The sequence below is a fragment of the Enterobacter sp. BNK-18 genome (assembly GCF_047456135.1).
In the GTDB taxonomy this organism is placed as follows: Bacteria; Pseudomonadota; Gammaproteobacteria; order Enterobacterales; family Enterobacteriaceae; genus Enterobacter; species Enterobacter ludwigii.
In genome coordinates this window covers 1,282,453-1,296,934 of record NZ_CP179899.1, presented here as the reverse complement: position 1 = coordinate 1,296,934, position 14,482 = coordinate 1,282,453, and the positions used below count along the sequence as shown (strand labels likewise).

Sequence of the window (14,482 nt, the reverse complement as noted above, 5' to 3'; positions counted from 1 at the left end):
GGGGTGAGGGAAACTCAACCGTTAGCCGCAACTTTACGCAAATCAAACACCCGACAGGCTTTGCCCTCTGAGCGTGGGATACTGCCGCAGTTGACAATCATCACGTCGGTGGAGATCCCGACCATCGATTTAATCCGATGGCGCAGCTGATGGCACACCTGGCAGCGCTGCTCGTGGGTCAGGGTCAGACTGCTCTCTTTGAGCTCCACCTTCACGGAAAGTGAATCAAGATGACCGCGGCGGTTGACCTCCAGCTGGTAGTGCGGGGAGAGGTGTTCGAACTTCACGATCTCCTCTTCCAGCTGGGACGGGAAGACGTTGACGCCGCGGATGATGAGCATATCGTCACTGCGACCGCTGATCCTGTCCATACGACGCATGGTGCGGGCGGTCCCAGGAAGCAGGCGCGTCAGGTCGCGGGTGCGATAACGAATCACCGGCAGCGCCTCCTTGGTCAGCGTGGTGAACAGCAGTTCGCCCTGCTCGCCATCATTAAGCGGCGTGCCGTCATTCGGGTTGACGATCTCCGGATAGAAATGATCTTCCCAGATGGTCGGACCGTCGGCGGTTTCGATACACTCCATCGCCACGCCTGGCCCCATGACCTCGGAAAGCCCATAGATATCCAGCGCGGTGATCCCCAGACGTTTCTCGATTTCGCGGCGCATGGCCTGCGTCCACGGCTCTGCGCCAAACACCCCCACACGCAGGGAGCAGGCGCTGGCATCGCCTCCCATCTGACGTTCCAGCTCTTCGATCAGATTGAGGCAGTAGGATGGCGTCACCATGATCATATCCGGCTGGAAATCGCGGATCAGCTGCGCCTGTTTCTCCGTCTGACCGCCGGACATCGGGATAACGGTCGCCCCTAAACGCTCTGCGCCATAGTGCGCGCCCAGCCCTCCGGTAAACAGGCCATACCCATAGGCCACATGAATTTTGTCTTTCGCACTGCCGCCCGCGGCGCGCAGAGAACGGGCCACCAGATTAGCCCAGTTGTCGATGTCATGCTGGGTATAACCGACGACGGTCGGCTTTCCGGTGGTGCCGGAAGAGGCGTGAATACGCACCACCTGCTCCATCGGTACGGCAAAGGTATCGAACGGATAGTTATCACGCAGGTCCTGCTTGGTGGTGCACGGAAACTTACGGATGTCTTCCAGCGTTTTAAAATCGTCAGGGTGAACGCCCGCGGCGTCAAACTTGCGTTTGTACATCGGAACGTTGTTATAGGCGTGATGCAGCGTCCATTTCAGACGCTCGGTTTGCAGCGCCTGTAATTCGTCAATGGAGGCCGTTTCGATCGGATCAAGCTTTGTTGTATTTGTCATTGTAGGGTACTCACACTGTTATTCGCTCAAACACGCTCAAGGATCATGGCAATGCCCTGACCCACACCGATGCACATCGTACACAGCGCATAGCGCCCGTTGCGTCGATGCAATTCATTGCTCGCGGCCAGCGCCAGCCTGGCACCACTCATGCCCAGCGGGTGGCCCAACGCAATGGCCCCTCCGTTCGGGTTAACGTGTTCAGCGTCATCCGGCAATCCCAGCTGACGTAACACGCCCAGCGCCTGAGAAGCGAAAGCTTCGTTAAGCTCAATCACGTCCATATCGTTGATGTTGAGCCCGGCACGTTCCAGCACTTTGCGGGTGGCTGGCACCGGTCCTAAGCCCATCAGACGTGGCTCCACGCCAGCGGTAGCCATCGCCACGATCCGCGTGCGCGGGACAAGCCCTTGCGCGTGCGCCATCGACTCGCTGGCGATAATCAGCGCCGCAGCGCCATCGTTTACTCCGGAGGCGTTACCCGCCGTCACGACACCGTTCTTGCGAAACGGTGTTTTCAGCGCGGCAAGTTGTTCAAGCGTGGTATCAGCACGGGGATGCTCATCTACCGAAACTTCCGTAACCGTTCCTTTTTTGCCGGGCACCTGCACCGGCACAATCTCCTGCGCCAGAATGCCGTTCTGCTGTGCCTGAGCAGTACGCTGCTGGCTGCGCAGCGCGAAAGCATCCTGATCGTCCCGGCTGATATTTAACAATTCAGCTACATTCTCTGCCGTTTCCGGCATGCTGTCAGTTCCGAATTGCTGATGCATGAGCGGATTCACAAATCGCCAGCCAAGGGTGGTGTCGAAAATCTCCGCCTGACGCTGGAACGCCGCCGTGGCTTTACCCATCACAAACGGCGCCCGGGACATTGACTCGACGCCGCCTGCAAGCAGCATGTCGCCATCACCCGCCCTGATTGCCCGCGCGGCAAAGCCAATCGCGTCCAGACCCGAACCGCACAGGCGGTTCAGCGTGGTGCCCGAGACCGTCTGAGGCAGTCCGGCCAGCAGCAGCGACATACGCGCCACGTTGCGGTTATCTTCCCCCGCCTGGTTGGCGCAGCCGAAGATCACATCATCAATCCGCTCGAGGTCGAGCTGCGGATAACGGGCCAGCAGCGCACGCAGCGGCACCGCGCCGAGATCGTCGGCGCGAACGCTGGCCAGCGCCCCGCCATAGCGCCCCACCGGGGTTCGAACGCCATCACAAATAAAAGCGTCACGCATCAGGCTTCTCCTGTCACACTGCCGCCGATGCGGTGAGATTTTCCGCGAAACAGGGCAACGGTTTTCTGTTGTTGGTTCTGAATTTCAATGTCATACACGCCGGTCAGTTTGCCCTGATGCTTAACCCGCGCGGTGGCGGTCAGCGTGTCGCCGGCAAACCCCGGGCGCAGAAAATCGATTGAACAGCCTGACGCCACTGCCGCCAGCCCCTGGCTGTTGCAGGCGTAGGCAAAGGCGGTATCGGCCAGTGAAAACAGCTGTCCTCCGTGGCAGGTTTTGTGGCCGTTGAGCATCTGTGGGGTGATGGTCATCGTCACTACCGCGTAGCCATCGTCCATGTCGATGATGTCGATCCCCAGCGCCTGGGCGCAGGCGTCCTGTTCATACATGGTGCGGGCGTTATGCCAGGCGTTATGACTCATAGCTACTCTCCAGAAGCGCACGCTGGCGCAGCAGTGAACAAGGGCGATAGCGTTCTTCGCCGTAATGGCGTTGCAAATTTTCAAGCAGCGTTAACAGCCGTTGCCAGCCCAGACGCTCACCCCAGGCAATGGGCCCGTTCGGGTAATTCACGCCGAGGCGCATGGCAGTGTCGATATCCTTCTCGCTGGCCACCCCTTTTTGCAGCGCATCCAGCGCTTCGTTGGCGATCATCGCCACCGTCCGCCAGACCAGCAGGCCGGGGTAATCGGCAATGCGCAGTACCCGGTGTCCCTGCTGCTGCAGGTACCAGACGGCTTTTTGCGTGGCGGTATGCGGGTTATCCGATGCGGCTGCGATCACCGCCACGTCGCGTTCGATGCGGTCAATCACCACGACCGGACAGTTAAAACGCCGGGCCAGCGCCTGAGCGGTCTCCCCCTGGGTTTCAATCAACAGGAGCTCATCTATTTCCGTGACACCGTCACCTCTTCGCTGCACGCGCATGGGTGTAAAGCTGTCGTTTACTGCGTCAAGCCACGGCACAGACGGTTTCTCACCGTGCCAGTCGTAAACGCCCTTCCCGCTTTTTTTGCCCAGTCGCCCCGCCAGCACCAGTTCCTGCTGCACCAGCGACGGCAGGAAACGACGTTCCTGCCAGAAGGCATTGAACACGGAACAGGTCACCGCAAAGTTGACGTCCTGACCAATCATGTCGGTCAGCTCCAGCGGTCCCATCGGGAAACCGCCGCCGTCGCGCAGGGCGGCATCAATCACTTCTGGCGCGGCGACCTGCTCTTCCAGGGCGCGCCAGGCTTCAGAATAGAACGGACGCGCAACGCGGTTGACGATGAACCCTGGCGTTGACTGACAGCGAACGGGCTGTTTCCCCCAGTTCAGCGCCAGCTCGCACAGCGCATCGGCCACTTCGGGCGATGTCGCCAGCCCGCTCACCACCTCGACCAGCTTCATGACCGGTGCAGGATTAAAGAAATGCAGCCCCGCGACGCGTTCCGGATGGTGAACATCCGCCGCAATCGCCGTAACAGAAATGGAGGAGGTATTGCTGGTCAGCAAGGTCTGCGGCGGGCAAATCTGAGCCAGTTGCGCAAACAGCGCTTTTTTGACGTCGATACGCTCAGACGCGGCTTCAATCACCAGATCTGCCGCGGCGAGCGCTTCGATATCCGTTACCGGCAACAGCCTGGCAAGAATCTGGCTGCCAGCATCGGCGGAAAGTTTTCCGCGAGTCACCCGGGAGGCGAGACGCTGGCGGATCCCGTCAATCGCGCGTGAAATCGCGTCTGAAGCAATGTCATACATCAGAACCTGATGCCCATGACTCGCCGCGACCTCCGCAATTCCCGCGCCCATCGTGCCGCTTCCAATGACGGCGACAGTACGAACCGTGATCGCCATCTTATTTCCCCGTGAATGTCGGTGCGCGTTTGGCAAGGAAGGCGCTGACCCCTTCCCGGTAGTCGTCGCTGCGACCGGCCAGACGTTGATAATCGCGCTCCAGGTCAAGCTGGGCGTCGAGGGTGTTGGTCTCTGCCGCGTTAATCGCCTGCTTAATCAGCCCCAGACCAAAGGTGGGCTGAGAAGCAAAGTGCAGCGCCATCTGCTGGGCCGTGGCGGAGAGGTGTTCGTCATCCACCACCTGCCAGATCATCCCCCAGGCGTGTGCCTGTTCGGCGCTGAGTTTGTCTCCGAGTAACGCCAGCCCCATTGCGCGGGCGCGCCCGGCGACGCGCGGCAGGAACCATGTTCCCCCGCAGTCCGGCACTAATCCGAGCTTGCTGAAGGCCATCACAAAGGTGGCAGAACGGGCGGCAATGACCATGTCACACCCCAGTGCCAGCGTGGCCCCGGCCCCGGCGGCCACGCCGTTGACCGCGCAAATCACCGGTTTCGGCAACGTCGCAAGACGGCGAACCAGCGGGTTGTAGAACGTCTCCACGGACATTCCCAGATCCGGCGCCGGACCGTTAGGGTCGACGTTGCGGTCATTAAGATCCTGACCCGCGCAGAAGCCGCGCCCCGCCCCGGTAATAAGCAGACAGCGGATGGTGTCATCGCGCTCGGCCTGCTTCAGGCACTCAGCGAGTTGCTGATGCATCACGTCGTTAAAGCTGTTCAGACGCTCCGGACGGTTCAGCGTCAGGGTCATCACGCCTTGTTCTACATGACTGAGAATAAATTCCACGATTAGCGTCCTTTAAAGTCGGGGGTACGTTTCTGTAAGAATGCGTCGATGCCTTCTCGCCGGTCTTCGGTCGCTGAAAGCAGCGTAAACAGCTGTCGCTCCTGGACCAGTCCGGCCTGCAGGGAAACCTCCTGAGACTGGCGCAGCGCCTGCTTTGCCGCCTGGAGCGCCAGCGGTGAGTGTCGAGCCATCAGCGCCGCCTGTTTCAGGGCATATTCCAGCGTCAATGAAGCCGGGAACACATCGCTGACCAGCCCGGCGCGCTGCGCCTGCTGCGCGGTAATGCTCTCCCCGGTCAGCACCATTTTGCTGGCCAGCGATTTGCCCACGCTACGAATCAGGCGCTGCGTACCGCCCGCCCCGGGCATGATGCCGAGCGTAATTTCCGGCAGACCAAAACGGGCGTTATCCCCGGCAATCACCACGTCGCACAGCAGCGCAAGCTCGCAGCCCGCGCCCAGCGCGAAGCCGTTGACGGCGGCAATCAGGGGTTTGTTGAAGGCGTTGATCCGGGCCCACAGCTGGGGACGGATATCGTTCAGAGTGGCAGGCAGGTCTTTCTCCGCCATTTCGTTGAGATCTGCGCCGGCAGCAAAGCAGCGTGCGTTGCCGTAAATCACGCAAACGGAGAGATCGCGATCGGCCGCAGCGGCGTCGAGCGCGTCAGCAATCTGCTCTAACAGGGCGTTATTCAGCGCGTTGCGTGCCGCCGGACGGTTAAGCGTCAGCTGCAGGACACGACCATGACGGGTGACCATCAGTTCGCTCATGCCATCCCCCTGGAGTCAAAATCGACGATCACGTCAGCGGTTAACGGCAGCGACTGACAGCTCAACACATACCCGGCCGCCAGTTCATCCGGCTCAAGGCTGTAGTTCGTCGCCATATCAACTTTGCCACGCAGCACTTTGCATTTGCAGGTCGCGCATACGCCGCCCTTGCAGGCATAAGGCAGGTCGGCGCCCTGACGCAGGGCGGCATCAAGAATGCTTTCATCGTTTGCCGTGAGGGTAATTTCCCGGTCACGACCGTCCTGACGCACGGTGACTTTCTGCCCTTCAGCCTGCACGCTGACCGTGCGTTTGCCGGTCGAGCCTGGCGTATTAAAACGCTCAAGGTGAATCGATTTCTCTGGCATCCCCAGCGCTTTCAGCGCCGCTTCCGCGTCGTCCATCATGGCGGACGGGCCACAAATAAAAGCTTCATCGTACTGGCGGAAGTTGATCAGGGTTTTCGCCAGCGCCTGCAGCTTCTCACCGTCGATACGTCCATGCAGCAGATCGCTGTCGAGTACCTCCTGGCTGAAGATGGCGACCAGCTGCAGACGCTGCGGGTATTTGTCTTTCAGATCGGCAAGCGCCTCGCGAAACATCATGCTCTGGCTGCTGCGGTTGCCGTAGATCAGGGTGAAATGACTGTTCGGCTCGGTGGCGAGCGTGGCGGATAAGATGGCCAGCATTGGGGTAATGCCTGAACCCGCGGCAATGGCCAGATAGTGTCCTTCCCGGTCGGCGCGCGGCTGGTAACCAAACTGGCCCTGCGGCACCATGACCTCCAGCACCATGCCCTGTTTGATCTCATCCCGGGCATAGCGGGAAAAACGTCCGCCCTCGATGGCTTTCACCGCTACGCTGATCTCACCCGGCGCGGTACTGCGGCAGATAGAGTAGCAGCGACGCAGCTCATCCTCACCCAGCTTCGCTTTCAGGGTCAGGTGTTGTCCGGGACGAAAGCGATAGGCGTCCTGCAACGCCTGCGGTACCGCGAAAGTGATGGTCACCGCGTCGCGGGTTTCGGGTTCCACTTTTGCCACTGTTAATGAATGAAACGTTGTCATGGCAACCTCAAATACATTTGAAATAGTCGAAAGGCTCACGGCAGTCATTGCAGCGATAAAGCGCTTTGCAGGCCGTCGAACCAAATTCACTGATAAGCGAGGTATGTGTGCTGGCACAGCGTGGGCAACTTACCTCGGCCGGGGCATGCGCGTGGCAGCTGTGGCCCACCGGTGGGCTGATGCCATATGCGCGCAGGCGTTCACGCGCATCCGCCGTCATCCAGTCGGTGGTCCAGGCCGGTTCGAGCTGCAGCACAATATGCACTGGCGTAAAGCCGTGTGCGGTCATCGCCTCGCGAATCGCGCCAAGCAAATGTTCCGTCGCCGGGCAGCCTGAATAGGTTGGCGTAAAGCCAATAACCCAGCCTTCGCCCTGCGGCGATACGCTACGCACCATGCCTAAATCGGTGATGGTTAACACCGGCACTTCCGGGTCCGGGATCTGGCTTAACAGCGACCAGATTTGAGGGATCTCCGCGGGTGCAATCCCGGCAAAACGCTGCATCTTCACCTCCGTACTTACCACTGCTGACCCGGATGGGCGCGCTGGAGATACTGCATTTCTGCCAGCATTGGGCCGAGATGTTCGGTATGCAGCCCGCGCTTGCCCCCCGTGCGATACGCCACTTCCGACGGCACGCTCAGGGTGGCCTCCTGCAAACCGGAAAACACTTCCTGCTCCCACGGCTGACGAAGCTCGCGCGGATCAACCGCGACGCCGGAGGCAATCAACGCCAGCTCGACGTCATCGGCTTCAAACAGCTCGGCCGTAAACCGCCACAGGGTGTCGACCGCCTGCTGCATACGCTGTGAAGATGTTTCCGTTCCGTCCCCCAGACGCACCAGCCAGCCACGACTGAAGCGCAGGTGGTAGCGCGCCTCTTTAATGGCTTTCGCGGCTATGGCGGCAAGCTGGCTGTCGCTGCTGTGAGTCAGGCGTTCATACAGCGCTACGTTCCAGGCATCCATAAAGTACTGGCGCGCGAGCGTGTCGGCGAAACTGCCGTTAGGCTGTTCCACCAGCAACACGTTGTGAAACTGGCGTTCATCACGCCCAAACGCCAGGGTGTCTTCATCGCCCTGACCTTCCAGCTCTGCGGCATAGGTCAGGAAATTGCGCGCCTGCCCCAGCAAGTCGAGGCCGATGTTGGCGAGCGCGAGATCGATTTCCAGCTCCGGCGCGTGACCACACCAGGCGCCCAGACGCTGGGAGAGCACCAGACCGTTGTCGCCCAGACGCAGGGCATATGCGGATAATGTTTTCATCCCTGACCTCACATGTGCTCGATGCCATCAGGGATGGTGTAAAACGTAGGATGGCGGTAAACCTTACTTTCCGCCGGGTCGAAGAACTCGCCGCTCTCTTCCGGCTGAGAGGCGACAATCTCGCTCGCCTTCACCACCCAGATAGAGCAGCCTTCACTGCGACGGGTATAGGCATCACGCGCATTTTCCAGCGCCATGCGATCGTCGGCGGCATGAAGACTTCCCACATGGCGGTGGGACAACCCTTGTTTGCTGCGTACGAACACTTCGTACAGCGGCCAGTAGACATTGCTCATCGTGTTTCCTCTTAAGCCACTTTGCGGGCGTGTTGTTTTTCCGCGTGCGCCAGTGCGGCTTCACGCACCCACGCCCCGTCTTCCCAGGCTTTACGTTTGGCAGCCAGACGTTCGTGGTTACAGATACCGCGCCCGTTAATGACCTCATCAAACTCGTGCCAGTCGATCTCGCCAAAGCGGTAGTGACCGCTCTCTTCGTCAAAACGCAGGTCAGGATCCGGAACCGTCATACCCAGCATTTCTACCTGCGGAACCGTGTTGTCGACAAAGCGCTGGCGAAGTTCGTCATTGCCGAAGCGTTTGATTTTCCAGGCGAGGCTGCGGGCGCTGTTCGGCGAGTTGTCATCGTTTGGGCCGAACATCATCAGAGCGGGCCACCAGAAGCGGTTAATGGCGTCCTGCAGCATCTGGCGTTGGGCGTCACTCCCCTGCGCAAGCGCCATACAGGCTTCAAAGCCCTGACGCTGGTGGAAACTCTCTTCTTTACAGATTTTCACCATCGCGCGGGCATAGGGGCCATATGAGGTACGGCAGAGCGCCACCTGGTTGACGATCGCCGCACCGTCCACCAGCCAGCCGATCACCCCGATATCCGCCCAGCTCAGGGTCGGGTAGTTGAAAATGGAGGAGTATTTCATCTTGCCGTCGAGCATCTTCTGGTAGATGTCTTCCCGCGCGCAGCCCAGCGTCTCGGCCGCGCTGTAGAGGTACAAACCGTGCCCGGCTTCGTCCTGCACTTTCGCCAGCAGGATCGCTTTGCGGCGCAGCGTCGGCGCGCGGGTGATCCAGTTTCCTTCCGGCAGCATGCCGACAATTTCGGAGTGCGCGTGCTGACCAATCTGGCGGATCAACGTCTTACGATAGGCATCAGGCATCCAGTCCTGAGGCTCAATCGCCGTCTCCTGCGCTATGCGCTGCTCAAAGCGTTGTTCTTGCGTCACGTCATCACCTTTATGATTCGATTATTTACCACTTAAAGTGAAATGCTGAATCACTTCATTTCTTAAAAGTTACACAAAGGTTAAATATAACCCCAAGAAATGTTTCCCCATTTTGTGATGGTGCTCGCAAGGCTTTTTGCATAAGGCCTGCACAACAGGGCTTCCGGCCTTCCACTTCATTACGCTGGATCACAATGTTAACAATTCATTAAAACTCAGCTTGCTTTTTATGATTCATGATTAAACTATTGATAGTGAAATTACGTAACACTTGGAGATAAGCGATGCAGCAGTTAGCCAGCTTCTTGTCCGGTGCCTGGCAGTCTGGCCGGGGCCGCGAACGTACTATCCATCACGCCATCAGTGGCGAAGCGCTGTGGTCCGTGACCAGCGAAGGGCTGGACATGGCGGATGCACGTCGCTATGCGATCGCGCGTGGCGGCGAAGCCCTGCGCGCCATGACCTTTATCGACCGTGCCGCCATGCTGAAGGCGGTGGCGAAACATCTGCTTAGTGAGAAAGAGACGTTCTATGCCCTGTCTGCCCAGACCGGGGCGACCCGAGCGGACAGCTGGGTGGATATTGAGGGTGGGATCGGGACGCTGTTCACCTATGCCAGCCTCGGGAGCCGCGAGCTGCCTGATGACACACTCTGGCCGGAAGATGAGCTGATCCCGTTGTCGAAGGAAGGCGGCTTTGCTGCGCGTCACGTACTGACGTCAAAATCGGGCGTGGCGGTCCATATCAACGCCTTTAATTTCCCGTGCTGGGGAATGCTGGAAAAACTGGCGCCCACCTGGCTTGCGGGGATGCCTGCCATTATCAAACCCGCCACCGCCACCGCGCAGGTCGCGCAGGCGATGGTGAAAGCGATTGTGGAGAGCGGTCTGGTGCCGGACGGCGCTATCAGCCTTGTCTGCGGCGGCGCGGGCGATCTGCTGAATCATCTCGACAGCCAGGATGTGGTGACCTTTACCGGCTCCGCCAGCACCGGCCAGAGCCTGCGCATTCACCCGAATATCGTGGCGAACTCCATTCCCTTTACCATGGAAGCCGACTCCCTCAACTGCTGCGTTCTGGGTGAGGATGTGACGCCGGAACAGCCAGAATTCGCGCTGTTTATTCGCGAAGTGGTACGCGAAATGACCGCCAAGGCAGGGCAAAAATGTACCGCCATCCGCCGCATAATTGTGCCTCAGGATCGGATGGATGCCGTCAGCCAGGCGCTGATCGCGCGGCTGCAAAACGTGGTCGTCGGCGACCCGGCAGAGGACGGGGTGAAGATGGGCGCGCTGGTGAACGGCGAGCAACGCGCGGACGTGCAGGAGAAAGTCGATCTGTTGATTGCGGCGGGTTGCCAGGTCAGACTCGGCGGAAAGGCTGCGGGGGCATTCTTCCCGCCGACGCTGCTTTTCTGCCCACAGCCAGATGAAACCCCCGCAGTGCATTGCACCGAAGCCTTCGGGCCGGTCGCCACGCTGATGCCCTCCCGCAATTCAGACCACGCGATGCAGCTGGCACGGGCGGGTGGCGGGAGTCTGGCCGGTACGCTGGTCACCGCCGACCCGGCTATCGCCCGCCAGTTTATTGCCGGCGCGGCGCGGGCGCACGGACGAATTCAGATCCTTAACGCCGAATCCGCCAGGGAGTCCACCGGACACGGCTCTCCGCTGCCGCAGCTGGTGCACGGCGGTCCTGGCCGCGCAGGTGGCGGTGAAGAGCTGGGAGGACTGCGTGCGGTGAAGCACTATCTGCAGCGCACCGCCATTCAGGGCAGCCCGACCATGCTTGCCGCCATCGGCAAACAGTGGGTACGGGGTGCTGCGGTTCATGAAGATCGCGTTCATCCGTTCCGGAAATACTTTGAAGAACTGCAGCCGGGCGACAGCCTGCTGACCCCGCGCCGCACCCTGACGGAAGCCGATATCGTTAACTTTGCCTGCCTGAGCGGCGATCACTTCTACGCCCATATGGACAAAATCGGCGCGGCAGAATCCATCTTTGGCGAACGGGTGGTACACGGTTACTTCCTGATCTCTGCCGCGGCGGGTCTGTTTGTTGATGCCGGCGTTGGGCCGGTGATTGCCAACTACGGCATGGAAAACCTGCGCTTTATCGAACCGGTTAAGCCGGGCGATACCATTCAGGTGCGCCTCACCTGTAAACGTAAAACGCTCAAGAAACAACGGACCGCCGATGAGAAGCCAACCGGCGTGGTCGAATGGGCCGTTGAGATCTTTAACCAGCACCAGCAGGCGGTCGCGCTCTACTCCATCCTGACGCTGGTGGCGCGCCAGCACGGCGACTTCTGACACGTTCCTCACTCGCACGTTGACCGGGGTGTGATATTGCCCCGGTCTTTTTTTAACCTGGCAAGACCAACAAATAACCTGGCAGATGCAGGCAAACGCTTTTCTCGGGCGCCTGTCAGGATAAGGCTGTCACAACACAATAAACACAACAAGATGAGGTCTACGATGGGAAGCAATTCTTCTTTTTCTGCCCGTAGAACGGCACTGGCTATGGCCGTTGCGCTGTGTTGCGCCTGGCAATCACCTGTTTTCGCACACGGCAGTGAGGCGCATATGGTCCCGATGGACAAAACGCTGCAGGCGTTTGGCGCCGATGTGCAGTGGGATGATTACGCACAGATGTTTACCCTTGCGAAGGACGGGGCATATGTGAAGGTCAAGCCCGGCGCGAAAACCGCTATTGTGAACGGCAAAACCCTCACGCTGCAGGTGCCGGTGGTCATGAAAGGCAAAAAAGCGTTCATCTCCGAGACCTTCATCAACGACGTATTCCAGTCTGGTCTCGACCAGACCTTCCAGGTTGAAAAACGCCCTCACCCGTTAAATGCGCTAACGGCTGACGAAATTAAGCAAGCCGTAGAGATTGTGAAAGGCTCTGCGGATTTTAAACCGAACACCCGCTTTACCCAGATAGCCCTGGCCGAACCCGAGAAAGCCAAAGTGTGGGACTTTGTGCTCAACGGCACGGCGGTGGACTCTCCCCGCCAGGCGAACATCACCATGCTGGACGGGAAACACGTTATTGAAAGTCTGGTGGACCTGAAGGATAAAAAGATCCTGCGCTGGGACGCCATTAAAGATGCCCACGGCATGGTGCTGCTGGATGATTTTGCGACCGTTCAGCAGATCATCAACGAGAGTGCAGAGTTTGCCGAGATTCTGAAAAAGCGCGGCATTACCGATACGAAGAAAGTGATCACCACGCCACTGACCGTCGGCTATTTCGACGGCAAAGATGGCCTGAAACAGGAAGACCGGCTGCTGAAAGTGGTGAGCTATCTGGACGTGGGCGACGGCAACTACTGGGCGCACCCGATTGAGAACCTGGTGGCAGTGGTCGACCTTGAGCAGAAGAAGATCCAGAAGATTGAAGAAGGTGCCGTTGTGCCGGTGCCGATGACGCCGCGTCCGTATGATGGACGTGACCGCATTAACACGCCGAAAAAGCCGCTCGACATCATTGAGCCGGAAGGCAAAAACTACACCATTACCGGCGATATGATTCACTGGCAGAACTGGGATTTCCATCTGAGTCTGGATTCCCGCATGGGCCCAATGATTTCGACCGTCACTTACAATGACAACGGCAAAAAACGCCAGATTATGTATCAGGGCTCCCTGGGCGGGATGATCGTCCCTTACGGTGACCCTGACGTGGGCTGGTACTTCAAAGCCTATCTGGATTCCGGCGATTACGGCATGGGCACCCTGACCTCTCCGCTGGTGCGCGGCAAAGACGTGCCGTCCAACGCCGTGATGCTCAATGAAACCATTGCCGATTACACCGGTGCGCCGATGGAGATCCCCCGCGCCATCGCCATTTTTGAACGCTACGCAGGACCGGAATATAAACACCAGGAGATGGGTCAGCCTAACGTCAGTACCGAGCGGCGCGAGCTGGTGGTTCGCTGGGTGAGCACCGTTGGCAACTACGACTACATTTTCGACTGGGTATTCCACGAAAATGGCACCATCGGGATTGATGCCGGTGCAACGGGGATTGAGGCGGTGAAAGGCGTACAGGCGAAAACGATGCATGACCCTACTGCCAAAGACGATACCCGATACGGCACATTAATTGATCACAACATCGTCGGGACCACCCACCAGCACATCTATAACTTCCGTCTCGATATGGATGTGGATGGCATCAACAACACGCTGGTGGCAATGGATCCACAAGTGAAACCGAACACCGCTGGCGGCCCGCGAACCAGCACCATGCAGATCAATCAGTACGCTATTGATACCGAGCAGCAGGCGGCGCAGAAATTTGACCCGGGCACCATTCGTCTGCTGAGCAACACCAGCAAAGAGAACCGCATGGGGAACCCAATTTCGTATCAGATAATCCCTTACGCCGGGGGGACGCACCCGGTGGCGACCGGCGCGAAGTTCGCCCCGGACGAGTGGATCTATCACCGCCTGAGCTTTATGGATAAACAGCTGTGGGTGACGCGTTACCATCCGGATGAGATGTACCCGGAGGGCAAATTCCCAAACCGCTCAACCCACGATACGGGGCTTGGCAAATACAGCAAAGATAACGAGTCGCTAAACGATCAGGATGACGTCGTCTGGATGACCACCGGCACAACCCACGTCGCGCGCGCCGAAGAGTGGCCAATCATGCCAACGGAATGGGTGCATACCCTGCTCAAACCGTGGAACTTCTTCGACGAAACGCCGACACTCGGCAGGAAAAAAGACGAGCAGAAATAAAAACAGACCGGGCGTAATGCCCGGTTTTTTATTTGCTGACTGTCTCGTCCTGCTTATCGTTATCTTACTCCAGCCATTCTTTAACACCTTCTGCCGGCTAGTCTTAAGTTCCGTCGTGACAGCGCCCAACGCGATGCCATACTTGGCTGTATGGGTTAGCTCTTATGGTTTAATATTGTGACACCGTAACGGCGATATG

At 58.9% G+C, this 14,482-nt stretch carries 13 protein-coding genes; 2 read left to right on the top strand and 11 right to left on the bottom strand.

The genetic code is table 11. From position 1 onward, the window contains the following. Positions 1 to 14: 14 nt before the first annotated feature. Genes paaK through paaA form a run of 11 tightly spaced genes read right to left on the bottom strand, consistent with a single transcriptional unit; the run spans position 15 to position 9,529 of the window. Positions 15 to 1,331: a phenylacetate--CoA ligase PaaK gene (gene paaK, locus ACMGG3_RS06250; RefSeq protein WP_014169934.1), complete on the bottom strand. Its 1,317-nt coding sequence runs from the start codon at positions 1,329 to 1,331 to the stop codon at positions 15 to 17. A 26-nt stretch (positions 1,332 to 1,357) separates the two neighbouring features. Next, the gene (gene pcaF / locus ACMGG3_RS06245; protein WP_414149699.1) at positions 1,358 to 2,563 is read right to left on the bottom strand and encodes a 3-oxoadipyl-CoA thiolase; all 1,206 of its coding nucleotides are present in this window, start codon (positions 2,561 to 2,563) and stop codon (positions 1,358 to 1,360) included. Further along, positions 2,563 to 2,985: a hydroxyphenylacetyl-CoA thioesterase PaaI gene (paaI, locus tag ACMGG3_RS06240; protein ID WP_020884240.1), complete on the bottom strand. Its 423-nt coding sequence runs from the start codon at positions 2,983 to 2,985 to the stop codon at positions 2,563 to 2,565. The genes pcaF and paaI overlap by 1 nt, the downstream gene beginning before the upstream one ends. Next, entirely contained in the window at positions 2,975 to 4,402 is a 1,428-nt protein-coding gene (gene paaH, locus ACMGG3_RS06235) for a 3-hydroxyacyl-CoA dehydrogenase PaaH (RefSeq protein WP_395014606.1), read from the bottom strand. Before paaH ends, paaI begins: the two co-directional genes overlap by 11 nt. Before the next feature lies 1 nt (position 4,403). Further along, a complete protein-coding gene (paaG, locus tag ACMGG3_RS06230; protein ID WP_025204280.1) occupies positions 4,404 to 5,192 on the bottom strand; it encodes a 2-(1,2-epoxy-1,2-dihydrophenyl)acetyl-CoA isomerase PaaG in 789 nt (262 codons plus the stop codon). Further along, complete coding sequence (gene paaF / locus ACMGG3_RS06225; protein WP_014169929.1) at positions 5,192 to 5,959, bottom strand: 2,3-dehydroadipyl-CoA hydratase PaaF; 768 nt, start codon at positions 5,957 to 5,959, stop codon at positions 5,192 to 5,194. The genes paaG and paaF overlap by 1 nt, the downstream gene beginning before the upstream one ends. Beyond that, positions 5,956 to 7,026 (bottom strand): 1,2-phenylacetyl-CoA epoxidase subunit PaaE, encoded by a 1,071-nt coding sequence (gene paaE, locus ACMGG3_RS06220; RefSeq protein WP_041162586.1) that lies wholly within the window; start codon positions 7,024 to 7,026, stop codon positions 5,956 to 5,958. The genes paaF and paaE overlap by 4 nt, the downstream gene beginning before the upstream one ends. 7 nt (positions 7,027 to 7,033) lie before the next feature. Next, positions 7,034 to 7,531, bottom strand: coding sequence for a 1,2-phenylacetyl-CoA epoxidase subunit PaaD (gene paaD / locus ACMGG3_RS06215; RefSeq protein WP_025204283.1), 498 nt, complete (start codon positions 7,529 to 7,531; stop codon positions 7,034 to 7,036). Positions 7,532 to 7,545: 14 nt separating this feature from the next. Continuing rightward, a complete protein-coding gene (gene paaC / locus ACMGG3_RS06210; protein WP_025204284.1) occupies positions 7,546 to 8,292 on the bottom strand; it encodes a 1,2-phenylacetyl-CoA epoxidase subunit PaaC in 747 nt (248 codons plus the stop codon). A gap of 8 nt (positions 8,293 to 8,300) precedes the next feature. Then, positions 8,301 to 8,588, bottom strand: coding sequence for a 1,2-phenylacetyl-CoA epoxidase subunit PaaB (gene paaB / locus ACMGG3_RS06205; protein ID WP_003857353.1), 288 nt, complete (start codon positions 8,586 to 8,588; stop codon positions 8,301 to 8,303). Between the two features lie 11 nt (positions 8,589 to 8,599). Further along, the gene (gene paaA, locus ACMGG3_RS06200; protein ID WP_014169925.1) at positions 8,600 to 9,529 is read right to left on the bottom strand and encodes a 1,2-phenylacetyl-CoA epoxidase subunit PaaA; all 930 of its coding nucleotides are present in this window, start codon (positions 9,527 to 9,529) and stop codon (positions 8,600 to 8,602) included. 284 nt (positions 9,530 to 9,813) lie between these two features. Here paaA and paaZ point away from each other — a divergent pair, with 284 nt between their 5' ends. Both paaZ and tynA read left to right on the top strand, forming a co-directional pair. Then, positions 9,814 to 11,841 (top strand): phenylacetic acid degradation bifunctional protein PaaZ, encoded by a 2,028-nt coding sequence (paaZ, locus tag ACMGG3_RS06195; protein WP_414149698.1) that lies wholly within the window; start codon positions 9,814 to 9,816, stop codon positions 11,839 to 11,841. 165 nt (positions 11,842 to 12,006) lie between these two features. Next, complete coding sequence (gene tynA / locus ACMGG3_RS06190; RefSeq protein ID WP_414149697.1) at positions 12,007 to 14,283, top strand: primary-amine oxidase; 2,277 nt, start codon at positions 12,007 to 12,009, stop codon at positions 14,281 to 14,283. Positions 14,284 to 14,482 lie beyond the last annotated feature (199 nt).

Bases quoted from the DNA above. Each gene is read 5' to 3' on its own strand.
- paaK (WP_014169934.1), bottom strand. From the start codon at position 1,331: ATGACAAATACAACAAAGCTTGATCCGATCGAAACGGCCTCCATTGAC.
- pcaF (WP_414149699.1), bottom strand. From the start codon at position 2,563: ATGCGTGACGCTTTTATTTGTGATGGCGTTCGAACCCCGGTGGGGCGC.
- paaI (WP_020884240.1), bottom strand. From the start codon at position 2,985: ATGAGTCATAACGCCTGGCATAACGCCCGCACCATGTATGAACAGGAC.
- paaH (WP_395014606.1), bottom strand. From the start codon at position 4,402: ATGGCGATCACGGTTCGTACTGTCGCCGTCATTGGAAGCGGCACGATG.
- paaF (WP_014169929.1), bottom strand. From the start codon at position 5,959: ATGAGCGAACTGATGGTCACCCGTCATGGTCGTGTCCTGCAGCTGACG.
- paaE (WP_041162586.1), bottom strand. From the start codon at position 7,026: ATGACAACGTTTCATTCATTAACAGTGGCAAAAGTGGAACCCGAAACC.
- paaD (WP_025204283.1), bottom strand. From the start codon at position 7,531: ATGCAGCGTTTTGCCGGGATTGCACCCGCGGAGATCCCTCAAATCTGG.
- paaC (WP_025204284.1), bottom strand. From the start codon at position 8,292: ATGAAAACATTATCCGCATATGCCCTGCGTCTGGGCGACAACGGTCTG.
- paaB (WP_003857353.1), bottom strand. From the start codon at position 8,588: ATGAGCAATGTCTACTGGCCGCTGTACGAAGTGTTCGTACGCAGCAAA.
- paaZ (WP_414149698.1), top strand. From the start codon at position 9,814: ATGCAGCAGTTAGCCAGCTTCTTGTCCGGTGCCTGGCAGTCTGGCCGG.
- tynA (WP_414149697.1), top strand. From the start codon at position 12,007: ATGGGAAGCAATTCTTCTTTTTCTGCCCGTAGAACGGCACTGGCTATG.